Source organism: Paenibacillus oryzisoli (genome assembly GCF_050467285.1).
In the GTDB taxonomy this organism is placed as follows: Bacteria; Bacillota; Bacilli; order Paenibacillales; family NBRC-103111; genus Paenibacillus_E; species Paenibacillus_E oryzisoli_A.
Genome location: NZ_JBCMUN010000007.1, coordinates 648,517 through 674,345, shown reverse-complemented (window position 1 = coordinate 674,345; position 25,829 = coordinate 648,517). Strand labels below are relative to the sequence as shown.

The window sequence follows — 25,829 nt, the reverse complement described above, 5'->3', positions numbered from 1 at the left end:
AGAGTAGAACGTTGCCAAGCACTGTTCCCTGATAGCTCAGTTGGTAGAGCACTCGACTGTTAATCGAGTTGTCACAGGTTCGAGTCCTGTTCGGGGAGTCCAATCCCCAAAAAGAAAAGACAAGCTCTTTGGAGTAAATGTTTAACTTTTTGGGGATCCCAATCTTATAATAACAGTTCATTCTAGGCTTTCAGCATGGAGAGGTGTCCGAGCTGGCCGAAGGAGCACGATTGGAAATCGTGTAGGCGTCACAAGCGTCTCGAGGGTTCGAATCCCTCTCTCTCCGCCATAATTTTTCCTACAGCTTTAGAATGGCTGATTTATGAGGCCCGTTGGTCAAGTGGTTAAGACACCTCCCTTTCACGGAGGTAACAGGGGTTCGAGTCCCCTACGGGTCACTTCTTCTAAATATCCCATGGAGGCTTAGCTCAGCTGGGAGAGCATCTGCCTTACAAGCAGAGGGTCGGCGGTTCGATCCCGTCAGCCTCCACCATAATACCCAAAAAAGTGACGAAATGCTTCGTAGTAATACCGATTACTTTTTCGGGGTCCAATTGATTCTCTCTTAATGACGCGGGGTGGAGCAGCTCGGTAGCTCGTCGGGCTCATAACCCGAAGGCCGCAGGTTCAAATCCTGCCCCCGCAACCAATTAACGAACGCGGAGCCGTGGTGTAGAGGCCTAACATGCCTGCCTGTCACGCAGGAGACCGCGGGTTCGAATCCCGTCGGCTCCGCCATTTTTTAAACACAATATGAGTCATTAGCTCAGTTGGTAGAGCACCTGACTTTTAATCAGGGTGTCGTAGGTTCGAATCCTACATGACTCACCACTTTACGCGGTCATGGCGGAATTGGCAGACGCGCACGGTTCAGGTCCGTGTGGGCTAACCCCCCGTGGAGGTTCGAGTCCTCTTGACCGCATAACGAAAAGCTCTCTTTTATCCAAAAATGGATGAAAGGGAGCTTTTTTCGTACAAGCTCGCCGAATTATTAGTTGACAGTGATTATTATTATCACTAATATCAAGAAGAGAGAAGTTGTGACTAGCTATAAGCGGGAGGCGACCGCATGTGAAGACGATCAAATACTGCTGCAGAAACGAAAAATTCGGATCGAAGCAAATCTATAAATCCATTAAGCACGAGTTTCCGAAGCTGAAGCAAAAGAAAAAGGACTGCCTCGGTAACTGCAGGCACTGCCGCAAGGAATGCATCGCGATGGTGGGCAAGAAGCGCTTAATTTGCGCGGAGTCGCCGGACGTGCTGTATGCGCAGTTGAAACAAATCATTGCAGAGTCACGGGCGGAGAGTGCGATGGCGTGAATGTGAACCTTTTAAAATTGTTACTTCCGTTTGTATTTGTATGCACAGTTCTGGTAATCTTGTATGTATGGGGCTTGAATAAGCAATAGCCATACAGAAAGGTGTGTGCAACAAATGCTAAATGACAAACTCGTTGAAGCGCTGAATGAACAAATGAACTATGAATTTTACTCTGCACATGTCTATCTGGCAATTGCCGGTTACTGCGCAGGGGAAAGCTTGGACGGCTTCTCGAACTTCTTTATGGTGCAAGCGGAGGAAGAGAAGTTTCATGCGATGAAGATTTTTAAATTTATCAATGACCGTGGCAAAAAAGTCGAATTCGAAGGCATGCCGACGCCGGTTAATCAGTATGAGTCGATTTTGGATGCGTTTGAGCATGCGTATCTGCATGAGCAAGAAGTGACTCGCCGGATCTATCATCTGTCCGACCTGGCGCTGAACGATCGCGAGCATGCGACGATGCAGTTCCTGAAATGGTTCATCGACGAGCAGGTCGAAGAAGAAGCGATGTTCGACAGCATTATCAATAAGCTGAAACGAATTGACAAAGACAGCAACGCGTTTTTCATGCTGGATGCTGAGTTTGCACAGCGGACATTTACACCGCCGGCAGCGGAATAATTACATAGCTTATTCAGGTAAAAAGGCTTACCGTCTCGCGGGACGGTGGGCTTTTTTCATTCGTCAGGGGAGTTGCTGACGGACAGTTGTCAGGGTTTATTTTATATACTTAAATAAAAGAAAGGGATTGGTGATGGCTATGGAGAAGCTCGACCTCGGCAAGTTGTACAAATCATACTACACGGCGCAGGCAAAGCCGCAGCTCATTGAATTTGAAACGGCTCATTATGTCACGATCACGGGACAAGGAGATCCGGACGGGGAGACATTCGCACGGGCGACAGAAGCGCTCTATACGGTTTCTTACGGCGTGAAGGGGTTGTGTAAGCAGGATGAGCGGGATTTTACGGTTCCAAAGCTGGAAGGGCTCTGGTGGGTCGATGGGGACCTTAGGCAGGCTCTGAAGGTTCCACGCGCCGAGTGGCGGTGGAAGCTGTTGATTCGGATGCCGACATACGTGGCGCTTGAGCAGGTAGACGAAGCTCGGCAGAAGGCGATGAAGAAGAAGAAAGAGCTGGTCGAGCTTGGCGATGTTCGGTTCGAGAAGCTTCATGAAGGGCAGTGCGTGCAAATGCTGCATGTGGGACCTTACGCGACTGAGCCGGAGACGTTGAGGCAGATGGAGGATTTTATCAATGCGGAGGGCTGGGCGTATGCAGGTCTGCATCATGAGATTTATTTGTCCGACCCGCGGCGAGTGGAGCCTGCGAAGATGAAGACGATTTTGAGGTATCCGGTGGCGAGAAGGGAAAAAGCAGAAGTGGAGAATGGGGGACTTTTGCAGTAAAATAAAAGAAAATGTCGAAATCGGCAGCGAGGGGAGGAGAGGCGGATGAGGAGCGCTTATCGTCGTTGGAACTTGGGACTGGCTGTATGTGCGCTGGCTGCCACTGTGGGGCTTTTCGGTCCGGCCTCTTCGGCTCAGGCGTCTTTTTTCGATCGGATTAAGGATATTTATCAGCTTCCGAGCAATGTGGAACAGATTCAAAAAGATTATGATGCCGCCAAGCAGCAGCTTGAAGAACAGAAAGGCAAGATTGACGAACAGCAGGAGAAGCTCTCCGAAGCGATGAGGCAGTCCAAAGAGACAGAGGAGAGGCTGCTGAGCCAGAACGATGCGCTGAAGCAGGAGAATGAGCAGCTGCAAGCGCGGCTCAAAGCAATGGAGGAGTTGGCGCAAAACAAAGAGAAGCGCAACCGCAAAATTACAACGATGATCCTGACGGTAGTTGGACTCGTGATTGGATATTTTGTCATCGGCCGGGTCATTCGGTTTGTCCTGTGGCGGAACCGGAGGCGGGCTATACGGAAGTAGGGGAGGGGAAGTGGCATGGATGTTCAATTTCACGAAAACAGCGCACAAGCGAAAGTAGCCACCTTACATGTGGAGTCGGCCGAAACCGTCCATATTCTGCACCCCAACCAGATCGTCGCGTTTCAAGGAAAACCGAACCAGCGCGAAGATGGGCTGATGAAGCTGCCGAACATGTACCGGAAAAAAAGGCTCATTCAATCGCGGATTACCGGGCCGGCTGAGGTGCTTGTCGGGCTGCCGGAAGGCTACAACATGACCGTCATTCCGATTGCGGAAGGCGACGATTTGCTGTACGAGTTTAAGCATGTGCTGTTTTATACGGAAGGGGTTACATTCACTTCTCACTTGCAGAGCATGAAGAATACGATCATCACGCAGGATTTGATTAAAATGCAGTTCAGCGGGAGCGGCACGATCGGCATCCTGACGGCGGGACCTGTTTATCCCATGGCGTTGAGCCCGGAAAAGCCTCTATATGTGGATGCGCAATGCCTCATTGCCTACCCGAAACAGGCGAACTTGCGGCTGTGCGTATACGGCAATACGCTGGCGAGTCAGCATATGAATTACCAATGGGAGCTGACCGGGCAAGGGCAGGTGCTTGTGCAGCCTTGCAAGCCGGATCGCAAGCTCGACGAGCATATGCAGACGGACGGTTTGCTGCGGCGAATTGCGCGGGAAGTGCTGCCTTTTGGCGGGATTTTTATAAAGTGAAAAAAAGTAATAAAAACCAGTTGCATTTGTCTGCGATTCCTGATATATTATTCCTTGTCGCCTCGGACAAACGGTTGGAGCGACGAAAGAAACATTACCGCGCGGAAGTGGCTCAGCGGTAGAGCATCGCCTTGCCAAGGCGAGGGTCGCGGGTTCGATCCCCGTCTTCCGCTCCATAAAGTTTATGCTTACGAAGCAATGTTTACTTCGTAACATCTAAGCGCCCTTAGCTCAGCTGGATAGAGTATTTGACTACGAATCAAAAGGTCGGGAGTTCGAATCTCTCAGGGCGCGCCATTTTTTCTAAATTGATACTTCGGGACGTAGCTCAGCTTGGTAGAGCACCTGCTTTGGGAGCAGGGGGTCGCATGTTCAAATCGTGTCGTCCCGACCATCAATTTCATATTACGCGGGCGTAGTTTAATGGTAGAACTTCAGCCTTCCAAGCTGATCGCGTGGGTTCGATTCCCATCGCCCGCTTATGAAAGAACCACCTTAGGGTGGTTCTTTTTCTGCTTTCAATGGACATCCTAACTAGATAGGAGATGATGAGCGAATGAAGAAACAACTACCGTTTGAAGAGGTATTCGAGCTGATGGAGGCCGCTTTTCCGGTGACGGAGATTCGGGCGTATGAAGGTCAGCGAGCACTGCTGGGACACCCGAATTATCGTCTGCATATAGAGAGGGACGAGACCGGGCGAGCCGCAGGTTTCTTGGCAAGCTGGGATTTTGGCACGTTCCGCTTCGTGGAGCACATTGCCGTGGGAGCCGCGATCCGGGGTGGTGGCATCGGCAAGCGGATGCTGACGGATTATATGCACAGCGGAGCCTCGCCGATCGTGCTGGAGGTGGAGCCTCCAGATGAGGCCATAGCCGAGCGGAGGATTCATTTTTATGAGCGCTGCGGCTTTCATCTGAATAACTTTCCGTACAAGCAGCCCCCGCTTAGAACAGGCCAGCCAGAGATCGTGCTCAACATTATGAGTTATCCCGATCCTCTGACGGAAGCGGAGTTCCTTCCTTACAAGCGCATCCTGTATGCAGAAGTTTACAAAAAGTAACAGAAATATTTACCAGTTCGCAAAAGTTGCCAGACTGTTTTGACCTATGCTAGTCTAACATAGACTAAAAATGCCGAATCCTGGAGCAGCAAAAGCTCCGGTACGGGGGACTTCTTTACTTGGGGTGAATGCACAAGATCGGCTTGCCGGTCTTACTAGGGAAAACCTCTTCCCGAACCCGTCAACTAACCTCGGAGGCGTCAAGGAGGAAATGGTTTGAAGGTTTTTGCCAAAAGCTTTATAGGTTCATGCGCGGCGGCAGGGGCGGCGTTTGTTTTGATTGCCGGGCCGCAAGCGCAAGCCGCACAGGCGGATGCGCCTACACCAGCCGGAACGCCGGTGAAGGTGCAAGTTAACGATGAACTGCTGAAGTTCCCGGAGGTACAACCTTTTATTGACGAGGAAGGTATCCTCCAAGTACCGCTGCGCGTACTGTCCGAGAAGCTCGGCTACCAAATCGGCTGGGAACGCAAGGAGAACGGTGTCATGGTCACGCTGGTCAATAACGATCAGGCCATACAGCTCACGACCGACCAGGAGAAAGCGATTGTGAACAGCAAGTGGATTTCGCTGGAAAGCTCGCCGAAGCTGTACCAAGGCAATACATACGTGCCGCTGCGCTTCATCACGGAGACGTTCGGTTCGCCGATCGAATGGAGCGAAGCCAACGACCTTGCGATTGTCGATGCGGACGGCAAGCCGCACAAGCCGGCGTACATTGCGCCTCCGCCACCGCCGAAACCGGCGGTCGCCCAAATGAAAGCGGCAGCGGCACCATCGCTGTCCGAGCAGATCATTCAAGCAGCCAGCGCATATCAAGGCACCCCATACAGATGGGGCGGCACGACGCCAAGCGGTTTTGATTGTTCCGGATTCGTTCGCTACCTGTTTCTGGCGAAAGGCATCGATCTGCCGAGAACATCGGTCGGCATGTACGACAATGCCGGAACGCGTGTGACGGATTTGCAGGCGGGCGATCTTGTGTTTTTCGCGGCCAAGCAGGTCAATCATGTAGGGATTTACTTAGGGAATCATCAATTTATCTCATCCACCACATCCAGCGGCGTGACGGTTGACAGTCTCTCCAGCAACTATTGGAGCTCCCGCTACGTGGGCGCGAAGAGAGTCTTTTAGACGGAGAAACCGGCTGGGAAATCAGGAACACTTGTTTGCATGTTCTTCTTGTCATAGAAGAGCGGAGCGGCAAGTGTTCTTTTTGTTGAAAAATGCGCGATTTTTATCGAAATTTTACAAATTTTCGCCTATAATGGAGAAATGGTTGCAAGAAAGTAGGTGACGCAGGAAGCATGCAGGCAGGTGTCTGGAAAAGCTGGTTTTATCGCAATCGCACGCGGACGTCGAATCGGGCTGTTAACCTGTACAGCGTTGATGTGGTTCCCGACATTCCGGAAGAGGTGCGCGGGGTGATTCAGCAATTTTTTCAAACGTATAATCATTTTAAAGGGGCGCGTCACTTACAGACAGATACCTTCATTAAAGAAGTGTTCTATGCGACGAGGCAAGACCCGAGGGATCACCGCTCGGTCGATGAGATGGAGGCCTACATTCAGCAAAAAAATGTACACCGTCTGCGTCTGAAATCCCATGTGGTCGATGAATATATAAGGATCGGCGAGAGTGTCTGCATGATCGGGGTGACCCGGGAATTCAGCAATCATCAGCGGAACCGCGTGTTGTATTTTATCGTGAAGGAAGGCGAGGCTTGGCGGTTTCATCATATCGCAAGGTCTCATCACGGCAAAGTGTTGGAGAAGTTTCAGGTCAAGGAACAGACGGCTTTCGTCATCGGCAATGACAGGGGAGCGCTGCTCTTCCTCACCCACGCGGATTCCGTCGATGCGACGTCGTTCATACTCGGGGACTATGTCCATGTCGAGGGCTACCTCGAAGTGGAGCAGGAGATGCTGGAACAGCTGTATTACCGGGTTGTGCGCATGAATCGCGTGCATTAAAAAAATAAAAGCCCTCGAACGCGAAGCGCGTCTGAGGGCGTGCGGATCGATAAGCTTTGCTCGCAGGAGTAACGCTTATTTGGTGCGTTTGGCATGTGCTTCCTTGAGATCGCGCAGTGCGTAGAACGTGCCTCGCCAGTAGATGCCGCCCTGCCGCCAGGTCAGCCAAACCGAGCGGACCATGGTGTACAGCATGAGCGCCGCGCTGACGGGCAGCAGGTACGCTTCGTCGCCGCGCCTGCTCATGAGCTGCTGCATCAGTCTGCGGTACAGCCAGATTTGCAGGATGACGTTCACGGCGAAGACGGCGCCGCGCCAATCCCAGAGCAGCAGCATGCCGAGCCAAGGGAGGAGGAAGCCGACCAGTTGGCCCAAGCAGGCGACGAGCGCGATCAGGTAGCTGTAGCGGAAGCCGGAAAAAAGGTTTTTCTCGAGGCCGCGGATCGCTTCACGCAGGCTGGGGTACCATTCGACGCGCAGGAGATGCTTGCCGGAGAGCAGCCTTTGACGGAAGCCGGCGCGCTTTAGCGCAATGCCGAGCTGGAGGTCGTCGTCGGGGCGCAGCGCAATCGCGCGGTGCGTGCCGACGGCTTCATAAGCGGTGCGCTTCACCAGGTTAAACGCGCCGATCCCGATGCCCGGTTCCCGAGCGCTTTCGAGGTTCGCCCGCCACGGGCGAACGAAGAGCGCGAACGCGAACAGGAAGAAGTGCACGAAGCCGCGGAGCAGCGGTCCGCGTGCGGTCATCGTAGGCGTCAGCGTGAGGTGCTGGACGTCCTCTTTTTGCATATAAGCGATGCTGTCGGCAATGGTGTCCGGGGCAAACGTAATATCCGCATCGGTAAATAGCAAATATTGTCCTCTTGCTTGCAGATAGCCTTGGTAGAGGGCGTGATTTTTCCCAAGCCACCCTTGCGGAAGCTGGGTAATATGAATGATGCGCAGCGGTGTCGCAATGCCGCTAGTGCCTTCGGACCATTTGCGCAGCTCGTCGAGCTTGATGCCGGTACGGTCCATCGATCGGTCGTTGACTGCGATGATTTCCAGGCGAGGGTAGTTTTGGGAGAGCAGGTGCCGGACGGTATCCTGGATGCTCCCCTCCTCTTCCTTGGCGGCGATAATGACAGAGACGAGCGGCGGCTTGTCCGGCAGGCACTCCGCTTTCGGAAGTGTGCCGAACAGATGCTTGCTCTGGAATACCTCGCGGGTGACATACAGCCAGTAGAGGAGTCCGACCAGCGCGATAAGGCTAAGAATGGACATCGGGGGCCTCCCTGTGAAAGAATAGAAGATGACCGCATTATACCATCCAGAAGAAGCTGGAGGAAATGTCTCTGCACGAAAGGGAGGCTGAAATGGAGGACGACAAGATTCACGGGCAAGCGCAGTTTTGGAAAAAATGCAAAGCGGATGAGCTTGCGGAGCAATTGAAAGCGATCGCGACGGATGAGAGGCTTGACGCCGATCGGGTAGCGTTTGTGTGTATAGGGACGGATCGCTCGACCGGCGATGCGCTCGGACCTTTGGTCGGCAGCCAGCTTGCGGGGCTGGGCTATAAGTCGGTTGTAGGGACGCTGGCGGCGCCGTGCGATGCCAGCAATTTGCCGCAGCGGCTTGCGGAGATCCCAGCAGGGGCGACGGTCATTGCCGTTGATGCTTGTCTAGGGCAAAAGCTGAGCGTCGGCATGTATCAGCTGTCGAATCAGCCGATTGCGCCGGGCAAATCCGTCGGTAAGGTGCTGCCGCAGGTCGGCGATTATACGATTGCGGCGATTGTAAATGCCGACGGACCTAGGCAGTACAGCGTGCTGCAGACGACTTCGCTGTACCATGTGATGCAGATGGCCGGCGACGTCGTGCGGGCGATTGTGTATGCGTTTCCGCGGCATGAGGAATAGGAGATTTCGACGAAGTAAGGAGCGATAAGAATGGGACCAGGTGGGATGGGCGGTGGTCCGGGAGGCATGGGGGGAAGGCTTTCCGACCGCAATCGCCCGAAGGCGAAGCTCAAGGATGTGTCGATGAAACGGATTTTGCTGCTCTTTCGAAGGTACTGGGGGCAGCTTGCAGTCATTATCGGTTTGGCGCTGCTTGCGGCAGTGATCGGACTAATTCCACCGCTTGTGATGAAGGAGATCATCGATAAGGCGATTCCGCAGGGCAATATGAGGCTGCTGACGGTGATGGCGGTGCTCATGATTGTGCTTCCGCTGCTGAGCGGTGTGCTCGGGGTGTGGCAAAACCACCTCAATACGAAGGTGACGCAGGGGGTTATTCGCGATTTGGGGCAGTCGCTGTTTCATAACTTGCAGCGGCAGTCGATGGCGTTCTTCACCGATGCGCGATCTGGTGAAATTGTGCAACGCATTACCGGCGACGTACAGTCCGTGCAGAGCGTCGTGACGTCGCTGGTCGTCTCTTCGATTACGCAGATCGTCATCGTGCTGACGACGATAGGCATTTTATTTGCGCTGGATTGGAAGCTGGCGATTATTGCGCTGCTGATTTTGCCGCTTTTTATGATGCCGGTGAAAAAGGTGTCCAAGATGCGAAAAGCGCTCCGGCTGGAGACGCAGAAGGTGCGTTCGGACATTACGTCGCAGCTTAGCGAGAGCTTCGGCATTTCGGGGGCGCTGCTGACGCGGATTTTTGGCAGAGAGGCGCAGCAGGAGCGGGAATTCACGACCATGAATCAGAAGGTCATGGATCTCGAGCTGCGGCTCAATCTGGTGGGCCGCTGGTTCGGCATGGCGACGAGCACGCTGGGGCCGCTGGGCACCGCGATCATTTATTTGTACGGCGGGTACTCCGTCATCCACGGCAGCATGTCGCTCGGCGCGATCGTGGCGTTTGCCGCGTATCTGGGGCGCCTGTACATGCCGGTCGGCACGCTGCTGAACCTGCAGGTGGAGGTGGCGACGGCGCTGGGGGTGTTCCAGCGCATTTTCGAGTACCAGGACATGGTGCCCGATGTCATGGACCGGGAAGACGCGCGGCCGCTGGGGCCGGTCGCGGGGCGGGTGGCTTATAAGCAGGTGTCGTTTGCTTATAAGCCGGGGCAGTACGCGCTGCGCGACATCACATTCGAGGCGCAGCCCGGGGAAATGATCGCGCTCGTCGGACCGAGCGGCGCGGGTAAATCGACGCTGATCGGCATGATCGCGCGGCTGTACGACCCGACGAGCGGCATCGTCGAGGTCGACGGGGTGGACGTCCGTGACGTGAAGCTGGCGTCGCTCCGCGCGCAGATCGCGTACGTCACGCAGGAGTCGTTTCTGTTCCACGCGACGATTGCGGACAACCTGCGCTTTGCGCGTGAGGACGCGACGCGTGAGGAGATGGAGGAGGCCTGCCGCCAGGCCTACATCCACGATTATATCGTGTCGCTCCCCGAAGGGTACGACACGATGGTCGGCGAGCGCGGGCACCGCCTCTCCGGCGGCGAGCGCCAGCGGATCGCGATTGCTCGCGCGATCCTGAAGCGGCCCCGCATCCTCATCCTCGATGAGGCGACGTCGCACCTGGACTCGGAATCCGAGTCCTATGTGCAGTCGGCGCTCGAGGAGCTGATGCGGGGGCGCACGACGCTGGTGATCGCGCACCGGCTCTCGACGGTGCTGGCCGCCGATCACATTCTGGTGATCGAGGCTGGCAGCGTCGCGGAGCGGGGCACGCACAGCGAGCTGCTCGCGCAGGAAGGGCTGTACGCGCGGCTGTACAGCACGCAATTCAAGAAGGCCGTCGTGGAGCAATAAGTAGGCATATAGAAAGAAGACATTGTCCTCCGTGGGAGCAATGTCTTCTTTCTTCATTTAGTCTGCAATATTCACATTCCCGGATGACTGAACCGGAACTTGGGGCTGAAGAGGAGCCGAGGGCTCGAGATTCTTCTCTTCTCGGAGCAAATAGCCAAAGTAGATGACATAGTAGGACACAATGATAAAAAACGCGCCTGCCGTGACAGGGTCTTTGGAAAACTGGCTAAAGTCCGCAGGGTTCATGTTGGACGGCGTGGATGAAACGGCGATCGCGGCATAGCGGTAAGCGAGACGACCGAGGAAGAGAACGAGCACGGTAATGTCGATCCAGAGATGCGTGCGGTAATACCAGCCGTCTGTACGTTGCTCAAAGCGCGTATGCCGTATGGCGGTGAGACCGAGCAGCGTTCCACCGGCAAGGCCAAGTCCGTATCCGATAAAGTGGATGGGATGTACGAAGCCGAGCGCTAGAATCACCACCCCAATCACGCTGAAAAGGCTCGTTCGTACGATGAGTCGGCGCCTGCGCAGCGGCTGAAAGCCGACGGTTCGTTTGATTCTTCTGTAGATAAAGAACGCGATGAAGAGAAAAGGAATGACATAGTGTGCTGCATCTTGCATGGGGACGCCTCCAGATGGTCTAAGTTATTTCCTTATTGTAACAAATTAACTGCATTTGTCACCTGACGATTGCCTGTTTTTGGCACACGTTGGTTACCTACCCATTTTGGGAAAGGCAAGTGTCCATTCCGCGAATAAAGGCATATACAAGAAGGTAGATTCAAATTTGTTCGTCCTCTTACAAAAATCTGGCATACACTTAATAGTAGGGCGATAAACTTACTATTACACACAAATTGTTCCCTAAGGAGTTGATCGTGAGATGGCTCTAGTGACACATGTCAATGTCTGCAACACGATGAATGAGATCTACTGCTGCCTGCGGAATAAAATTGTGAAGCTGGATGCAGAGCAGCGAGAGGCGTTTTGTCAGGGTTGCAAAATGTTCGCAGGCGACGCGATGGGCTTCAGTCGCGGCATTTCGTGCGTGTGGGAGGACCTGCGCACGGTCAGTAACCCACATATTGCGCTTGATCCGGCGGAGGAATTCAAGCAAAATCAAGTTCGCCAAGTGCCGCCTGAAGGGCCGGCTCTGTTCTTATATAGCGCAGGATGGTAAAACATATCCTATTCGATTTTGACGGCACGCTTGTTGACTCCAGAGCGCTTTTGGTAAAGCTTTATAATGAGATGGCGGTGCAGCATCATTTTCGCCCGATTCGCCAGCAGGATCTTGCCGCGCTTCGGTCGTTGACCATCTCGGAGCGCGTTGAACGGCTCGGCGTGCCGGTGCTGCAAATTCCGAAGCTGCTGATCGCCGGGAGACAGCTGTATCAGGATCACATCCGAGCGCTTCAGCTCGTGCCGGGCATGAAGGAAGTCGTGTCACGCCTTTCCGCGCAAGGGGTGCGCAGCTCCATTTTATCCTCCAATACGGGGGCCAATATTCGATTGTTTCTGAAAAACCATAGGCTGGACGGCGCTTTCAAAGATGTCATCTCGGCCAAACCGATTTTTGGCAAGCACCACGCCATCCGCAAAGTCATGAAAGAATGGGGGACGGCGCCTTCCCGCATGGTCTACATCGGTGACGAGCTGCGCGACATCGAAGCGTGCAAAAAGCTGGGCGTCCCGATCATCGCCGTTACCTGGGGCTACGATTCGCCGCGTCTGCTGCTAAGCGGAAGGCCGGACTATCTGGTGCATTCTCCGCAGGAGCTGCAGCGAACGCTCATGAGCATGTTGTCCTATAAGTAAATGTGAATAAAGCTGCTGAAGACGGGATCTGAGGCGGCTTTTTGCGTTTTTTATTTGAAGGAAACGCGTGCTTTGTGTAGATCGAAAGAACTAATTGTGGTATGCTAAAAGTATCAGATTAATCAGGACTTGTAAGGAGGATGGTTCATGAAGACGGATCGGCAAGTGCTGGTGGACGAGTTTTTTGCGATGATTCGAAAACTGAATCGAACAGGGTCCGATATTATGTACGTACGGGATTTCTTCTGGAAATCGTCGGAGATTCGCGGCTTTATTCCACCGACCGTAGAGCTCATGACCGTGCTCAAGGCGTACAGCCCCGTTGTGTTTCACGAATTCCGCAAATCACTCGTTCCTCAGTCCAGCATGCACATTTTGTCCAGCGTGTATATGGAGACAGGGGAAGCGTTAATAAATTTGGGCATTACGAGCGTGGAACAGTTGGAAATGGCAGTCAAAGGAAGAGTGACGAAGCAGGACGCGGCGGTTGCTCAGTGAGTTGGAGGCTCTGCTCCCGGATGGGGGCGGAGTTTTTTTGCATGCGCGGAGTATCAGCCTCAGGTGTGTACTAGAAATAGCCCCCGTCATTGGCAACGGGGGCAGTATGATGAGGAGCGGGCAAATAAGCCTACTCCTCTTTCTTTTGCAGCGCGGCCATCAGCTTGTCGGCCAGCGAGGAGCCAAGCTGCGTCTGATCGGAGAATTGCTCGATCAACTGGCGGTTCGCTTTGGCAGCGCCACGGCGGCCGCCGCTAGGGGCATCCTTGTCGATTTTCTCGACAACGTTGCACGGGCGGCACTGAAAGTATTTCCCGGCTTTGCCGGTGTGAATTTCCATCTTTTTATGACACTGCGGGCAGCGGTGGTTCGTGAGTTGGCCGTCCACTTCCCGCTTATAGGAGCACTCGCGGCTGGAGCAGTGGAGGTAGCGCCCGCGCTTGCCTTTGACTTCCTGCAGGAACTCGCCGCATTCCGGGCACTTGCTGCCGGTCAGGTTGTGCGGCTTATACGCGGCGTTGCTGCGCTTGACCTCGGAGACGAGCTCACCGGCCTTGGCGCGAATGCCGCTCAGAAACTGCTCCATGCTGCCTTTGCCTTTGGCGATGCGCTCGAGCTCCTGCTCCCAGCGGGCCGTCAGCTCCGGCGAGCGCAATTCTTCGGAGGCGAGCTCGATGAGCTGCGCGCCTTTGCCGGTCGGGCGCAGCAGGGAGCCTTGGCGCTCGATCGTATCGGAAGCGACGAGCTTCTCGATGATGTCCGCCCGCGTCGCCGGGGTGCCGAGTCCCCATTTTTCCATTTGGGACAGGAGGGAGGCTTCGGTGTAGCGGCTTGGCGGCTTCGTCTGGCGAGTAAGCTGGCGAACGCTGCGCGCCGTTACGGCGTCGCCTTGGCTCACCTTGGGCAGCTGCTGCGCGATGTCATCCTCGGCACTGCTGTCCTCTTGGTCAGGGTCGCTAAGATCGCTGGTGCCGTAGACGTCTTTCCAGCCGGCATCCTTCATGGTCGTGCCGGAAGCATACAGCTTCTCGCCGGCAATCTCCACGGTGAGCTTCGTCTCATCGTATTTGCAAGGGCTGCGGAACAACGCGATGAAGCGGCGTACGATCAGATCATACAGCCGGCGCTCGTCGGCGCTGAGCGTCGCGAGCGAGATCGCTTCGCCCGTCGGGATGATGGCATGGTGATCGCTCACCTTGCTGTCATCGACGATGCGCTTCGTGATCGCGAGCGGCTGGCGAATGAACGGCGCCGCCAGCGCCGCGTACGGACCGATTGCCGCCCCTTTGAGGCGGCCGAGCAGCGTCGGGACCATGTCCGACGTCAAGTAGCGGGAGTCCGTCCGCGGGTACGTCACGAGCTTATACTGCTCGTAGAGGCGCTGCAGGACGTTGGATGTTTGCTTCGCCGAGAAGCCAAACTTCTTGTTGGCATCCCGCTGCAGCTCGGTGAGATCGTACGCCAGCGGATGCGGGATCGTTTTCTCTGTTCGCGTGACCTGGGTGACGCGGCCTGGCTGATCTTGCAGCTTGGCTTGCAGGGCATCGGCCCGCTCGCGGTCGAATAGGCGCGAATCGCCGGTTTTGGGGTCCCGCCACTGTGCGCGGTACGATCCCAGATCGGCTTCGATGAGCCAATACTCCACGGACCGGAACTGGCGGATTTCCGCCTCCCGGTCCGTCATCATCGCGAGCGTGGGCGTCTGCACACGCCCTGCGGAGAGCGACGCGCCGAACTTGCTGGTCAGCGCGCGCGTCACGTTGAGGCCGATAAGCCAATCGGCCTCAGAGCGGCACACGGCTGCCTGATACAGCCGGTTGTAGTCGGTGCCGGGCTTCAGCTGCGCGAAGCCCTCGCGGATCGCCTGATCCGTCTGCGACGAGATCCAAAGCCGTTTGAACGGCTTTTTCCAGCGGATCAGCTCCATAATCCAGCGGGCGACGAGCTCGCCCTCGCGCCCGGCGTCGGTCGCGATGACCAGCTCCGCCAGGTCCCCGCGTTTGGCAAGCTGCTCAATCCCGCGGAATTGATGCGAGGTCTCTTTCATGACCTTGAGCTTCATCCGGTCCGGAATGATCGGCAGGTCTTCCAGGTTCCATGTTTTAAACTTCGTGTCGTAATCCTCCGGCTCGGCAAGGGTGACGAGGTGCCCGAGCGCCCACGTGACGACGTATTTAGGGCCTTCGTAGTGATGCTTCTGCTTCTGCGTGCAGCCGAGAACGCGGGCGATCTCTTTGGCGACGCTTGGTTTTTCGGTGAGTACAAGTATTTTCATAGGAATGATTGACCTCTCTTCTGCTTCTTCCTTAAGCATAAGCGATCGATGCGGGCTTTTCAATAAAGCGGGGGCGGTGTTAGTAGAGCGGCGCCTAACCTTTTCATCCGCATCGCTTTCTGGTAGGATGATAGACAGTTCGCACTATTTTAGAAAGATGGAAAGTAGGGTTACAGGCATGATCGATCATATTGTACTTGTGAAATTCGGAGCTTCGACGACGCAGGAGCAGCTGCAAGAAGTGTGCGATCGCTACAAGGCGCTGCGCGCGCATGTGACGGGCGTTGTCGGTATTCAGGCCGGGATTAATTTCTCGGAAAAGAACAAGGGGTATCAGGTGGTATTGTCCGTGCGTTTTGAAGACCGTGCCGCGTTGGAAGCGTATGGCCCGAACCCTGAGCACCAAGCGGTCGCTGCGTTCATTCGGGAAGTTGGCCGTGAAGATAGCTTGATCGTGGACATTGAAATCTAAATAAGCTTCGAGTAAAAGGCGAGTAAGCGGGGAACCGGTTGCTTGCCTTTTTCCTCTAGCGCCTATGACTTTTTACGATTAGGGAGGTGACTGGCATGTCATCCAAAACCAATGCCTGCCGCATCCTCGACGGGCTTCGCATTTCCTACACACTGCATGAGTATGCATGGGACGAAGATCAATTGGATGTCGGTACGGTGGCGGAGAAAGTCGGGCTGGCACCCGGTCAACTGTTCAAGACGCTGATTCTAAAAGGGGACAAAACCGGCGTTCTAGCCGCCTGCATCCCCGGCGATCATGAGTTGAATTTGAAGAGTTTGGCTGCCGTCAGCGGCAATAAAAAAGTAGAGATGGTGCCGGTCAAGGACATTCAGTCCCTCACCGGTTATATCCGCGGGGGCGTCTCCCCGCTAGGGATGAAGAAGAAATACCCCTTTTTCCTGCATGAATCAGTCACAGGGATGGAGCTTGTCAGCATCAGCGGCGGGCGCCGGGGGCTGCAAATTTTTTTGCGCGGCGAAGAGTTGGCCAAGGCTTCCGAAGGCAAGCTCGTGGACATCGTGATGCACGCATAGCGCAGGCTGAGCTCGTAAGCGGCACACGGCAAGCTCTTGAACATGTCCGTCATACAGGGCCGGGTGCACGGCCGATCAGAGCTCCTTCCGGTAGGCGGAAGGGGCTTTTCCGCTCCATTTACGAAACTGTTTGGAGAAAAAAAGCGCATCATTGAAGCCGACGGAGGAGGCTACCTGATCGATGGTCATGGACGTCTGCAGCAGCTGTTTGGCGCGCTCCATCCGAATGTTGAACAAATACTGCATGGGCGAAAGGCCCGTGGATTGCTTGAACATTTTGCACAGATAGGTCCGGTGGTAGCCCAGATTGCGTGCGAGCTGCTCAATGGAAACGGCCTGCGTATATTGCAGCTCCAGATAGCGAATCGCCTGCGCGACTTGTCGCTCAATATCGGTCGCGGCTTCAGCGCGTTCGGTAATCCGGCTTGTATTAGCGCGCCCTAATTCCCGTAAAAGCAAGCGCAGCCATCCTTCGGCCTCCAAGTCCTCCAGCTGTGGAAAAGCGGAGTGTTGAAAAGAACGACGGATGTGCCGGTAGTAGTGCCGAATGGAACGCGGGGCTGCTCCGGAGATAACGGCCTGCTGGGCGGATGCGCCGATGCTTTCCAGCAAGGCCCCTGCTGTACGACCGGTAAACCCGACCCACGCATAGTGCCACGGCTTGTCACGGTCTGCGATATAGGTGAATAACTCTCCTGGGAAAATGATAAACGTATCTCCCGCTTTACACGCGTAGGTGCGCCCACGCATCTCAAACACACCTTCGCCGGCGAGCACGGTATGGATCAAATAGTAATCGTGAACGACAGGCCCTTGCTTATGCTCGGGAATCGGCTTGCCCTCCCCGCTGAACAAGATGGAAAACTCAGAATCGGTGTGATGGGTATTCAGGCTAATATCAAAATATGTATGGTACAGGGTCATGGCCACCTCTAATGTTTTTCTAATAAGCGTACTGCAATAAACTACAAATGTCCATATCCTTGCTCCTTCAATCCATATGCGATCAGCCGCGGTTCAGGTATAGTAAAAGTAAGAAAAACGCTTACACATTGGAGGAGAACAAGGATATGTCAAAAATTACGTTTCTAGGCGCAGGCAGTACCGTTTTTGCGAAAAACGTGCTCGGTGATTGCTTGCAAACGCCCGCGCTGCAAGGATTTGAGATCGCTCTCTTCGATATTGACCACGTGCGTCTGCAGGACTCGGCCAACATGCTGAACAACCTGAAAAAGACGAGCGGCAGCACCTGCGACATCCAAATGTACAAGGACCGCAAAGAAGCGCTGCGTGGTGCGAAATATGTTGTCAACGCCATTCAAGTAGGTGGCTATGATCCATGTACGATTACGGATTTTGAGATTCCGAAAAAATACGGTCTGCGTCAAACGATCGCCGATACAATCGGAATTGGCGGCATTTTCCGCAACTTGAGAACGATTCCGGTCATGCTCGACTTTGCTGCGGATATTCGCGAGGTGTGTCCGGATGCGTTGTTCCTGAACTACACGAACCCGATGGCCGTGCTGACGAACGTGATGAACACGTACGGTGGCGTGCAGACGGTCGGTCTGTGCCACAGCGTACAGGTGTGCGTGCCGCGTCTGTTCGAGAGCCTCGGCATCGAAGACAAGGGCATCAAGGCGCGAATCGCGGGCATCAACCACATGGCGTGGCTGCTCGAAGTGTCGAAGGACGGCGTCGACCTGTATCCGGAAATCAAGAAACGGGCTGCGGAAAAGCAAAAAGAGAAGCACGACGACATGGTGCGCTTCGAGCTTATGCTGAAGTTTGGCTACTACGTGACGGAGTCTTCCGAGCACAATGCGGAATACCATCCGTATTTCATCAAGCGGAGCTACCCGGAACTGGTCGACCGCTTCAACATTCCGCTTGACGAGTATCCGCGCCGCTGCATCAATCAAATCGAGCGCTGGAAGTCCATGCGCGAAGAACTCGTGAACGATGCCACCCTGACGCACGAGCGCTCGCATGAGTATGCTTCGTATATTTTTGAAGCGATCGAGACGAACAATCCGTTTAAAATCGGCGGCAACGTCATGAACACGGGCCTGATCACGAACCTGCCTCGCGAGGCTTGCGTCGAGGTGCCTTGTCTGGTCGACCGTAACGGTGTCACGCCTACGTATGTCGGCGATCTGCCGCCGCAGCTGGCGGCGCTCAACCGCACGAACATCAACACGCAGCTGCTGACGATCGAAGCGGCGATGACGCGCAAGCGCGAGCACATCTATCATGCGGCGCTGCTCGATCCTCATACGTCGGCGGAGCTGTCGATGGACGATATTGTGGCGATGTGCGACGATCTGATCGAGGCACACGGCTCCTGGCTTCCTGAATTCCGATAAAAATAATTAAAGAAGGCTGCGGCCCTGCTTGTGCGTGGGGGCTGCGGCCTTCTTTTTGTGTTGGCGTCGGGGCCAGAGCTGCGGAGCAGTGTGCCGACGCTGCCGCCAGTGGCGATCCGCTTACATGCCGCCGAAGGCATCGCGGAACGCGTGGTTCAGGTCGGCGAGCTCGACCTGCCAGATCGGCGCAATCTCCGGGCCGACGTTCTCGTCGAACCAGTCGGAGAGCAACTTGCGATTGCTGCCGTTCTCGACGATGAAGGGGAGGCTCAGCATGACTTTGGTCGTGTACAGCTTCTCCGCCTGCCCAATTTGCTCCGGCGTCAGGTACACTTTGAGCCGCTTGGCTGTACGGTACAACTCCTTGCTGCACGCTCTGCGGATGCCGCGAGCGGTGGGGTAAACTTGTTTGTGCTTTTCGCTTTGCTTTTGGTGAACCATGCGGTATCGACGCTCCTCTCTATGTTATGTGTATGCAGGAGAGGCGCGGAGAGCGACTGGGTTCGCAGGAGAAGGGGAAGGGGAAGGGAGGGATGGTTGAGGTGGGGCGGGATAAAGTGGCAGGGAAGGGGAGTAGCTAGGGGGGAGTAATAAGCGTGGTATGGATCGTCAAAACCGATGCTATTTGGGGGAATTTGGGACAAGCGAAATAGTGTGATCAGCTTAGCTCGTTTGCGCTTAGGGGGATAGCTGGCCGGCAGAGCGGGGGGTTAGCCAATGGTTTCATTGGCTAATTCTATGAATGCGGCGGGTACACCCAGAATAGTCAATGATTCCATTGGCTATTCTGCAAATAATCGCTAATATCGTGGTAATCCGTGATAATAGGCAGTGGTACATGTCCTATTTAAGAGGCTGCGCGCGATTCGGTCCATTTAAGTCATGGAACCATTGGCTATCCGATGCAGCTGGTAGCGACCAGCTACAGAAAAAGCTGGTTCCCTCAAATGCAGAATAAACTGCTGGCAGCGCCGCTCTTTTTTCAGGTTGTCGCCAAACTGCCAACGATCGACATTTTTTAGATGCGGACCGTAGCCATCCGCTCCGAACTTGATCCGATAGGGCGGGCGCAAAAAGCCGCCTCTTCCCAAAGGAAAAGACGGCGTGTGCTTCACGCATGAATATTACAGGGACATTTTACCAACAAATCTGTTGATTTGTCCATCCTTTGCTACAGATCTCCCCTCCGCAGCAACTCAATCCACCACAATATAGCCGATCATCGGCCCGCCGTGAGCGATGTCGGCGTGCGTCAGGCAAATGATGCGATAGATGCCTTCCTTGTCGGCGATGAAATCGACGACGGTTTCCTTGCCTTTTTTCACCTCGCCGGAAATGTTCAGCCCTTCAATAATAAAAGGATGGCTTTCCCCGTTAACGCCGTAGATGCTGAGCCGAATATGCTCGCCCTGCTTCACGAGAATGGTGCCGGGGTCCCAGCGGTAGGCTTCGATGGTTTTGCCGTCGGTAGTGGTTGACTTAAATTCCCCCGTGACCATATGAATGGTGCGCTCCGAAGGTGCGTCGGCCTGCGTCGGCAAAATACTTCCTTGGCTTAAATACAACCATCCGCTCGCCAACAACCCAAGTACGACAACTACCATCAACAGATGCTTGCGTTTCACAATCCACACACGGGACATGCGCCCCTCGCCTCCCTGTACAAGTTCTACTACATCTTATGCATAGGCTTGTCAGCGCATGCGCAGCTTTTATGCAGGCCGCGAGTTGGACAAGGGCATGATTCGGGAAGGAGCTGCATAACGTGTCATGAATGCCTTCTTTTAAATGTGAAGGAAGTATGCGCAAAAGTAGTGACGGGACGCTGGTCTATGCTAGAATATGTGGAGGTATGAAAAGTGAAAAGAAGAGAGGGTTCAAAGCATGGGTGAGTTGATTCACAATGTGTTAGTTTATTTGGAAGGGCTGGGGTACTGGGGCATTTTCCTCGGGCTTATGCTGGAGGTCATTCCGAATGAGCTCTTGCTGGCATATGCCGGGTATCTTGTGTCGAAAGGGCAAATAAATTTTGTGGGCGCCATCCTATGTGCGGTTGTCGGCGGCACGCTGGCCCAAATCGTCTTATATTGGATCGGGCGTTACGGCGGCAGACCTTTTTTGGAAAAGTACGGTAAGTATTTGCTCATTTCCAAGCATCATATCGACGTGGCCGAGGAATGGTTCAACCGGTACGGGACGGGGATGATTTTTACCGCGAGATTCATTCCGATTGTACGGCACGCGATTTCATTGCCCGGCGGGATGGCCAAGATGCCTTTGGCTCGCTTCACCACGTATACGGCGTTGGCGCTGGTTCCTTACTCGTTCCTCTACGTGTATTTGGGGATGAAGCTGAAGGACAACTGGGAGACGATTGGGGAATATGCGGGGCCTTATATCAAACCGCTGATCATTGCGGCGATTATTCTTACGGTGGCTTATGTCGGGTACCAATTCTACGTGAAAAGAAAAGCGAAGCGGGCGTAAGCGGAAGGCGGAACAGCAGGCCAAATCGGATTTGGCGCATTCGTCAGCTTTTGCTACAATGATGGGGAAGAACAACGAACTTGGGAGGATGAAACGATGAGTACTAATTTGGCAAGCAAGTTTCGTACAGGCCTCAAGCCGCAGCAATTTATCGATAGCATGGAGAAAAATCAAGAGAAATTCCTGGAGTACTATAACGGTTTCGAGTGGGCGAGCGAGGATGACAAGGAGTATTTTGACTCGCTGAATAACCGTGATGACCTGCGCTGTCTGATTCTCGCGTCCGACTGGTGCGGCGATGTGGTTCGCAACATCCCGGTCGTGTTCAAAGCGCTGGAGAATAGCGGCGTACCGACAGAAGTTCTTGTGATGGAGCAAAATTTGGATGTCATGGACCAATTCCTGACCAATGGCGGCAGATCGATTCCGATTGTGATTTTTGCAGATACGGGCGGTTTCGTGCTCGGTCAATGGGGACCTCGTCCTAAGCATGTCCAAGCGGTGATGAACCAGTTCAAAAAAGAAAATCCAGACCGCGATGCAGCGGACTATAACGAAAAAATTCAAGTAGCAAGAGCCGAAATGATGCGCCAATATGGCGAAGGCAACGGCTACCATGCGGTCATCGTGCAAGAGCTTCGCGCCTTGATCGAATCGTTCTAAGGTGAGGCTGCGATGATTACGATTCAATCTTTTGAGCTAGGCCCGATCGGGACGAACGCGTACCTGCTGTCCGATCCTGAGACGAAGAAGGGCATTATCATCGACCCCGGCATGCAGCCAAAATCGCTGATCCGCAAAATCGCGGATCTGGACATCGAGGCGATTTTGCTGACGCATGCGCATTTTGACCATATCGGCGGTGTGGAGGAGATCCGCAAGCTGAAGAAGTGCCCGGTCTATGTGCACGATCTCGAGAGCGACTGGCTGATGAACCCGAAGAAAAACGGTTCCGCCCGCTGGCCCGAGCTTGGCGCCCTTATTGAGTGCGAGCCGGCCGAGTATGCGCTGGACGAAGGGCAGACGCTGAAGTTCCTCGGCATTGAGCTGAAAGTGTTCCACACGCCGGGGCATTCCCCTGGCAGCGTGAGCTTCCTATGGGACAAGCATCTGTTCTGCGGCGATGTGCTTTTTAAATTGTCGGTCGGCCGCACCGACCTGCCAGGCGGGGATCACAACACGCTGCTCGATTCCATTCAGGAGAAGCTGTTCCTGCTGGACGACGACGTGGTAGTGTACCCGGGACACGGCGCGAAGACGACGATTGGTTTTGAACGCGATAACAATCCTTACGTATAGAAGCGGGAGTCCCGAGAAATGGATGACATTTCTTGGGGCTTTTTTGCGTTGAGGGGGGCGGCGCGTCGGTAGGCGGTGGGAGGAATGGCGAGACAATGCGAGATAATGCGAGAAATTGCGAAATAAGCGTGGAGAACCGCTTCTATTTCGAGTGACTGGTGTGGTAGTTGGCAAATAGAGGTGGTAAACCGCGCTTATCTCGTGCTGCACACGTGGAAAATGCGGCTTCGCCGGGAAATAGGCGTGGTTTGGTACGCTTATTTGAGGGCTGTCGGGGGAAATCGTCCGATTAAGTGGTTTACCACGCTTATTGGGACGGTTAGCTCGGGCATGACGGGTGCGGGGCGGCTGGTTGGGCAGCGGTTGAGGTATCTCGCATGCGGGAGGGTGATGCTAAGGGTGGCTACTCCCTCTTAATGTGAGGGAAACGCGAATTTGAAAGAAGCTAACTAGGGCATGCCCCTCTTAGGAGAGCAAAATCGCCGATTTCCGCCTAAATGGGGAGATTTAAGGGTGGCTAGCCCCTCTTAACTCGGGGAAAACGCGATTTTGAGTGAGATTAACTAGGGCGCGCCCCTCTTAGGGGTGGCGAGAGTGTGTGTGGTGGCGCCGAGCCTGCCCAAACGACTGTGGCAGCGGTTCGCCACCGTTCCGCAGCCCAGGCAGGCTCCACGCCTGTCCCTCCTGCCAAACGGCCATTTTGCACCGGGCTGTCGCAAATTCCGCCAATCCCATGGCTCGTTCGCCCATGATACCCAACCATTTTCATAACATCTGGGTGTTTACCGTGTTCGTGATAGGTGCTCTCCCATAGACTGATGTTGTAAGCTATTCACCCACCAGTTCAACCGCCCCGGTTTCAGCCTGTTACAAGCGTTGCCGTTCCCTTCAGGGACAATTTCAAGGAGGTGCTCTTATGGAACATATCAAAGTTCCTAATTACCCTGTTCAACCTATGCCAATGCCGATGCCAATGCCGATGCCTACTCCGCTCCCGGCGCCTGCTCCAACGATGACGATGCCGACTATGCAAGCTCCCGTACACAACGACATTCACTTACACGCTTCGTACCAACAAACATCCGTTGTATTCCCGAAACCAGTTCACACTCACCATGCTGCTGTCACTCCCGTTCCCAAAAACAACACAGCTGCCAGCGTCCTCGTTCTATTCATTCTCCTCGTGATCATCACACGCAGCATCTGCAAATACTAATCCGCGCATGCCAGGTGTGAAAGGCAATTCCGAGAGACGTGATCGTCGACCGGGGTTGCCTTTTTTCCTGCCTATCTGGCTCGATGCCATCAGTAAACGCATCCGTCCATGTGAGGATGGCGAAGCCGGTTATCAGTGCTTCTAATCGATTTCTAATTTGGCGATGCGACAATCAAATCTGTAGAGAGGGGGGAACGCCAACGTGCAGACAAGGCTGAAGCGGCTGACAAAGCTGACAAGACTGCGCAATCGCGAGGGGATCGTGGCGGCGGCTTTTTTGCTGCCTAGTAGTGTGGGCTTTGCAGTGTTTTTCCTGATTCCCTTTCTCATGGGAGGCTATTATTCGCTGGTGGATACCCCGATCGACGGCTCCTTTGTCGGCATTGCCAATTATGAGCAGCTGCTGGCGAATCCCGTTTTTCGGCGGGCGGCGATGAATACGCTGCAGTTCATGGGCTTGTGCGTCCCGCTCAACATGGGGCTTGCGCTGGGGCTTGCGATGCTGCTGAATCGCAGCATGCGCTTTCGCGAGTGGTTCCGGATTGCGCTGCTCAGTCCGCTGGTGATCCCAGTCGCCTCCGTCGTGCTCGTCTGGGCGGCATTGTTCGATCTGCACGGCACACTCAGCGGCTGGCTCGATCAGTGGGGGCATCCTCCCCAAGATTGGATGGAAAGCAAAGCAGCCCTCTACGTAATCATCCTCGTCTACATATGGAAAAATGTCGGCTACAACATGATTTTATTTCTGGCGGGGCTGCAGCAGATTCCGGCGGATTATTACGAGGCTGCAGCGATCGACGGCGCCGGAAAGGTGCGGCAATGGCGCTCCATCACACTCGTGTATTTAACGCCGACGACGTTCTTTGTTTTCATTATGTCGATCATCAACTCATTTAAAATGTTTCGCGAAACGTACATGCTGGCAGGCAGCTATCCGGCCGAAAAGGTGTACATGCTCCAGCACTATATGAACAATATGTTTCAATCGCTGGACTATCAAAAGCTAACCTCAGCCGCCTACATTATGGCCGCCGTGATTACCATGCTGGTCTGGCTGCTGTTCCGGATCGAACGGAAGCTGCGAAGCGCGCTGGAATAAGGGAGCTTTTCGAAGGGGAAAGGGGGGAATCATCATCCGTTCAAAAATGAAATGGCCCGGGTTCCGTCGCACGGCTGAGCGAACCGGACGGGGGATCGCGCTGCTGATCCTGCTGGCGCTGACCGCAGCGGCTTTGTATCCGACGGCGTTGACATTGGCGGGGTCCTTCATGGCGGAGAACGAGATCGCAAGCAGCTTTGCGGCGCTTGGGGATGGCGAAGGCTTTGTCCAGCTGCGGTGGATCCCCGATCGGGTTACGCTGTCGCAGTATTATACGGTGCTGATCGGGAAGCCGCAGTTCCTGCTGATGTTCTGGAATTCGGTGAAAATCACCGTACCGATTATCGCCGGGCAAGTCGTCGTCGCTTCGCTGGCCGCCTACGCCTTCGCGCTGCTCCGCTTTCGCGGGCGGGAGCCGCTTTTCTTCGTGTATCTGGTGACGATGCTCATGCCGTTTCAGGTCACGCTGGTGCCGAACTTTATCATGGCGGATAAGCTGGGACTATTGGACTCGTATGCTTCTATTATTTTGCCAGGTATATTCAGCGCGTTCGGCGTGTTTCTGCTGCGGCAGTTCATGATGGTCATCCCGCGCAGCTATGTGGAAGCGGCGAGAATGGACGGGGCCAGCCATCTGTACGTGTTCGCTCGTATCGTGCTGCCGATGTGCGGCACCGGGGTGGCGGCGCTCGCGATGCTGGTGTTCATCGACAACTGGAATATGGTGGAGCAGCCGCTGGTCTTTTTGCATGATGCGGTGAAGCAGCCCTTATCGGTCTACCTGTCGGCGATTAGCGAGGAGGCGCGGGGGATCGCTTTTGCGGCGTCGGCGTTGTATATGCTGCCACCGCTGCTTGTAGCGTTATATGCGGAGAAGTATTTGGTCGAGGGCATCCAGCTCTCGGGAATGAAGGGATAGCGGAGGGATAAACTCGGGAAGAAAGCGGGGGA

The 25,829-nt window shown here is 54.6% G+C and carries 29 protein-coding genes, 12 tRNA genes and 1 riboswitch; of the genes, 34 read left to right on the top strand and 7 right to left on the bottom strand.

The window, feature by feature from the left end; all coding sequences use genetic code 11:
- The first annotated feature begins 25 nt into the window (after positions 1 to 25).
- The 20 genes from ABE504_RS15170 to ABE504_RS15075 all read left to right on the top strand — a co-directional run bounded on the left by ABE504_RS15170 (position 26) and on the right by ABE504_RS15075 (position 7,012).
- Positions 26 to 98 (top strand) — tRNA-Asn (locus ABE504_RS15170).
- Positions 99 to 197: 99 nt separating this feature from the next.
- Positions 198 to 289: transfer RNA gene (locus ABE504_RS15165), tRNA-Ser, on the top strand.
- Between the two features lie 37 nt (positions 290 to 326).
- Positions 327 to 398 (top strand) — tRNA-Glu (locus ABE504_RS15160).
- A gap of 19 nt (positions 399 to 417) precedes the next feature.
- Positions 418 to 493 (top strand) — tRNA-Val (locus tag ABE504_RS15155).
- Positions 494 to 572: 79 nt separating this feature from the next.
- Positions 573 to 649 (top strand) — tRNA-Met (locus tag ABE504_RS15150).
- Between the two features lie 12 nt (positions 650 to 661).
- Positions 662 to 738: transfer RNA gene (locus ABE504_RS15145), tRNA-Asp, on the top strand.
- A gap of 17 nt (positions 739 to 755) precedes the next feature.
- Positions 756 to 831 (top strand) — tRNA-Lys (locus ABE504_RS15140).
- A gap of 6 nt (positions 832 to 837) precedes the next feature.
- Positions 838 to 922, top strand: a tRNA-Leu gene (locus tag ABE504_RS15135).
- 149 nt (positions 923 to 1,071) lie between these two features.
- Entirely contained in the window at positions 1,072 to 1,323 is a 252-nt protein-coding gene (locus tag ABE504_RS15130) for a DUF1450 domain-containing protein (RefSeq protein ID WP_430089920.1), read from the top strand.
- Between the two features lie 114 nt (positions 1,324 to 1,437).
- The gene (locus tag ABE504_RS15125; protein WP_126144168.1) at positions 1,438 to 1,947 is read left to right on the top strand and encodes a ferritin; all 510 of its coding nucleotides are present in this window, start codon (positions 1,438 to 1,440) and stop codon (positions 1,945 to 1,947) included.
- Between the two features lie 133 nt (positions 1,948 to 2,080).
- The gene (locus ABE504_RS15120) at positions 2,081 to 2,734 is read left to right on the top strand and encodes a GyrI-like domain-containing protein (protein ID WP_430089917.1); all 654 of its coding nucleotides are present in this window, start codon (positions 2,081 to 2,083) and stop codon (positions 2,732 to 2,734) included.
- Between the two features lie 45 nt (positions 2,735 to 2,779).
- Entirely contained in the window at positions 2,780 to 3,262 is a 483-nt protein-coding gene (locus tag ABE504_RS15115; RefSeq protein WP_430089915.1) for a hypothetical protein, read from the top strand.
- Positions 3,263 to 3,277: 15 nt separating this feature from the next.
- Positions 3,278 to 3,976 carry an AIM24 family protein gene (locus ABE504_RS15110; RefSeq protein WP_430089913.1) on the top strand — a complete coding sequence of 233 codons (699 nt, stop codon included), beginning with the start codon at positions 3,278 to 3,280 and terminating at the stop codon, positions 3,974 to 3,976.
- Positions 3,977 to 4,077: 101 nt separating this feature from the next.
- Positions 4,078 to 4,152 (top strand) — tRNA-Gly (locus ABE504_RS15105).
- A gap of 44 nt (positions 4,153 to 4,196) precedes the next feature.
- Positions 4,197 to 4,273 (top strand) — tRNA-Arg (locus tag ABE504_RS15100).
- Between the two features lie 20 nt (positions 4,274 to 4,293).
- Positions 4,294 to 4,370 (top strand) — tRNA-Pro (locus ABE504_RS15095).
- Between the two features lie 15 nt (positions 4,371 to 4,385).
- Positions 4,386 to 4,456: transfer RNA gene (locus tag ABE504_RS15090), tRNA-Gly, on the top strand.
- Between the two features lie 76 nt (positions 4,457 to 4,532).
- Entirely contained in the window at positions 4,533 to 5,039 is a 507-nt protein-coding gene (locus ABE504_RS15085) for a GNAT family N-acetyltransferase (RefSeq protein WP_430089910.1), read from the top strand.
- A gap of 61 nt (positions 5,040 to 5,100) precedes the next feature.
- Positions 5,101 to 5,254: riboswitch (cyclic di-AMP (ydaO/yuaA leader) on the top strand.
- A 1-nt stretch (position 5,255) separates the two neighbouring features.
- Positions 5,256 to 6,173 (top strand): NlpC/P60 family protein, encoded by a 918-nt coding sequence (locus ABE504_RS15080; RefSeq protein WP_430089907.1) that lies wholly within the window; start codon positions 5,256 to 5,258, stop codon positions 6,171 to 6,173.
- A 173-nt stretch (positions 6,174 to 6,346) separates the two neighbouring features.
- The gene (locus ABE504_RS15075) at positions 6,347 to 7,012 is read left to right on the top strand and encodes a hypothetical protein (RefSeq protein WP_430089904.1); all 666 of its coding nucleotides are present in this window, start codon (positions 6,347 to 6,349) and stop codon (positions 7,010 to 7,012) included.
- A gap of 75 nt (positions 7,013 to 7,087) precedes the next feature.
- Here ABE504_RS15075 and ABE504_RS15070 read toward each other — a convergent pair whose 3' ends face one another.
- Positions 7,088 to 8,275 carry a glycosyltransferase gene (locus ABE504_RS15070; protein ID WP_430089902.1) on the bottom strand — a complete coding sequence of 396 codons (1,188 nt, stop codon included), beginning with the start codon at positions 8,273 to 8,275 and terminating at the stop codon, positions 7,088 to 7,090.
- Positions 8,276 to 8,367: 92 nt separating this feature from the next.
- On the opposite strand from ABE504_RS15070, the gene yyaC reads away from it, so the two are divergent.
- Together yyaC and ABE504_RS15060 are read left to right on the top strand one after the other, a co-directional pair.
- Entirely contained in the window at positions 8,368 to 8,910 is a 543-nt protein-coding gene (yyaC, locus tag ABE504_RS15065; RefSeq protein ID WP_430089899.1) for a spore protease YyaC, read from the top strand.
- A 30-nt stretch (positions 8,911 to 8,940) separates the two neighbouring features.
- Positions 8,941 to 10,767, top strand: coding sequence for an ABC transporter ATP-binding protein (locus ABE504_RS15060; protein WP_430089896.1), 1,827 nt, complete (start codon positions 8,941 to 8,943; stop codon positions 10,765 to 10,767).
- Positions 10,768 to 10,824: 57 nt separating this feature from the next.
- On the opposite strand, the gene ABE504_RS15055 is transcribed toward ABE504_RS15060, so the two are convergent.
- Complete coding sequence (locus ABE504_RS15055; RefSeq protein ID WP_430089893.1) at positions 10,825 to 11,391, bottom strand: hypothetical protein; 567 nt, start codon at positions 11,389 to 11,391, stop codon at positions 10,825 to 10,827.
- A gap of 262 nt (positions 11,392 to 11,653) precedes the next feature.
- On the opposite strand from ABE504_RS15055, the gene ABE504_RS15050 reads away from it, so the two are divergent.
- From ABE504_RS15050 to ABE504_RS15040, 3 genes are all read left to right on the top strand, one after another.
- The gene (locus ABE504_RS15050; protein ID WP_430089890.1) at positions 11,654 to 11,950 is read left to right on the top strand and encodes a hypothetical protein; all 297 of its coding nucleotides are present in this window, start codon (positions 11,654 to 11,656) and stop codon (positions 11,948 to 11,950) included.
- Entirely contained in the window at positions 11,944 to 12,588 is a 645-nt protein-coding gene (locus tag ABE504_RS15045; protein WP_430089887.1) for an HAD hydrolase-like protein, read from the top strand. Before ABE504_RS15050 ends, ABE504_RS15045 begins: the two co-directional genes overlap by 7 nt.
- Before the next feature lie 147 nt (positions 12,589 to 12,735).
- Entirely contained in the window at positions 12,736 to 13,086 is a 351-nt protein-coding gene (locus tag ABE504_RS15040; protein WP_430089884.1) for a hypothetical protein, read from the top strand.
- A gap of 130 nt (positions 13,087 to 13,216) precedes the next feature.
- Here the strand turns inward: ABE504_RS15040 and ABE504_RS15035 are convergent, their stop codons facing one another.
- Positions 13,217 to 15,361, bottom strand: a complete 2,145-nt coding sequence (locus tag ABE504_RS15035; RefSeq protein WP_430089883.1) for a DNA topoisomerase III — start codon at positions 15,359 to 15,361, stop codon at positions 13,217 to 13,219.
- A gap of 178 nt (positions 15,362 to 15,539) precedes the next feature.
- On the opposite strand from ABE504_RS15035, the gene ABE504_RS15030 reads away from it, so the two are divergent.
- Together ABE504_RS15030 and ybaK are read left to right on the top strand one after the other, a co-directional pair.
- Positions 15,540 to 15,833: a Dabb family protein gene (locus tag ABE504_RS15030; protein WP_430089881.1), complete on the top strand. Its 294-nt coding sequence runs from the start codon at positions 15,540 to 15,542 to the stop codon at positions 15,831 to 15,833.
- A gap of 95 nt (positions 15,834 to 15,928) precedes the next feature.
- Positions 15,929 to 16,408 (top strand): Cys-tRNA(Pro) deacylase, encoded by a 480-nt coding sequence (gene ybaK / locus ABE504_RS15025; RefSeq protein WP_430089878.1) that lies wholly within the window; start codon positions 15,929 to 15,931, stop codon positions 16,406 to 16,408.
- 75 nt (positions 16,409 to 16,483) lie between these two features.
- On the opposite strand, the gene ABE504_RS15020 is transcribed toward ybaK, so the two are convergent.
- Positions 16,484 to 17,332 (bottom strand): AraC family transcriptional regulator, encoded by an 849-nt coding sequence (locus tag ABE504_RS15020; protein ID WP_430089875.1) that lies wholly within the window; start codon positions 17,330 to 17,332, stop codon positions 16,484 to 16,486.
- A 146-nt stretch (positions 17,333 to 17,478) separates the two neighbouring features.
- Here ABE504_RS15020 and ABE504_RS15015 point away from each other — a divergent pair, with 146 nt between their 5' ends.
- Positions 17,479 to 18,777: an alpha-glucosidase/alpha-galactosidase gene (locus ABE504_RS15015; RefSeq protein ID WP_430089871.1), complete on the top strand. Its 1,299-nt coding sequence runs from the start codon at positions 17,479 to 17,481 to the stop codon at positions 18,775 to 18,777.
- A 120-nt stretch (positions 18,778 to 18,897) separates the two neighbouring features.
- On the opposite strand, the gene ABE504_RS15010 is transcribed toward ABE504_RS15015, so the two are convergent.
- The 3 genes from ABE504_RS15010 to ABE504_RS15000 all read right to left on the bottom strand — a co-directional run bounded on the left by ABE504_RS15010 (position 18,898) and on the right by ABE504_RS15000 (position 20,420).
- Positions 18,898 to 19,218, bottom strand: a complete 321-nt coding sequence (locus ABE504_RS15010) for a dehydrogenase (protein WP_430089868.1) — start codon at positions 19,216 to 19,218, stop codon at positions 18,898 to 18,900.
- A 434-nt stretch (positions 19,219 to 19,652) separates the two neighbouring features.
- Entirely contained in the window at positions 19,653 to 19,850 is a 198-nt protein-coding gene (locus ABE504_RS15005) for a hypothetical protein (RefSeq protein WP_430089865.1), read from the bottom strand.
- A gap of 123 nt (positions 19,851 to 19,973) precedes the next feature.
- Positions 19,974 to 20,420, bottom strand: a complete 447-nt coding sequence (locus tag ABE504_RS15000) for a cupredoxin domain-containing protein (protein ID WP_430089862.1) — start codon at positions 20,418 to 20,420, stop codon at positions 19,974 to 19,976.
- 241 nt (positions 20,421 to 20,661) lie between these two features.
- Between ABE504_RS15000 and ABE504_RS14995 the strand changes: the two genes are divergently transcribed.
- The 6 genes from ABE504_RS14995 (at position 20,662) to ABE504_RS14970 (ending at position 25,797) form a co-directional block, all read left to right on the top strand.
- Positions 20,662 to 21,264: a DedA family protein gene (locus ABE504_RS14995; RefSeq protein ID WP_430089860.1), complete on the top strand. Its 603-nt coding sequence runs from the start codon at positions 20,662 to 20,664 to the stop codon at positions 21,262 to 21,264.
- A gap of 96 nt (positions 21,265 to 21,360) precedes the next feature.
- Complete coding sequence (locus ABE504_RS14990; protein ID WP_126144193.1) at positions 21,361 to 21,927, top strand: thioredoxin family protein; 567 nt, start codon at positions 21,361 to 21,363, stop codon at positions 21,925 to 21,927.
- A gap of 12 nt (positions 21,928 to 21,939) precedes the next feature.
- On the top strand, positions 21,940 to 22,563 hold the full coding sequence (locus tag ABE504_RS14985; RefSeq protein ID WP_430089857.1) for an MBL fold metallo-hydrolase: 624 nt from the start codon (positions 21,940 to 21,942) through the stop codon (positions 22,561 to 22,563).
- Between the two features lie 916 nt (positions 22,564 to 23,479).
- Positions 23,480 to 23,779, top strand: coding sequence for a hypothetical protein (locus ABE504_RS14980; protein ID WP_430089853.1), 300 nt, complete (start codon positions 23,480 to 23,482; stop codon positions 23,777 to 23,779).
- Between the two features lie 202 nt (positions 23,780 to 23,981).
- The gene (locus ABE504_RS14975; RefSeq protein ID WP_430089850.1) at positions 23,982 to 24,878 is read left to right on the top strand and encodes a carbohydrate ABC transporter permease; all 897 of its coding nucleotides are present in this window, start codon (positions 23,982 to 23,984) and stop codon (positions 24,876 to 24,878) included.
- A gap of 46 nt (positions 24,879 to 24,924) precedes the next feature.
- The gene (locus tag ABE504_RS14970; protein WP_430089847.1) at positions 24,925 to 25,797 is read left to right on the top strand and encodes a carbohydrate ABC transporter permease; all 873 of its coding nucleotides are present in this window, start codon (positions 24,925 to 24,927) and stop codon (positions 25,795 to 25,797) included.
- The last annotated feature ends 32 nt before the right edge of the window (positions 25,798 to 25,829 follow it).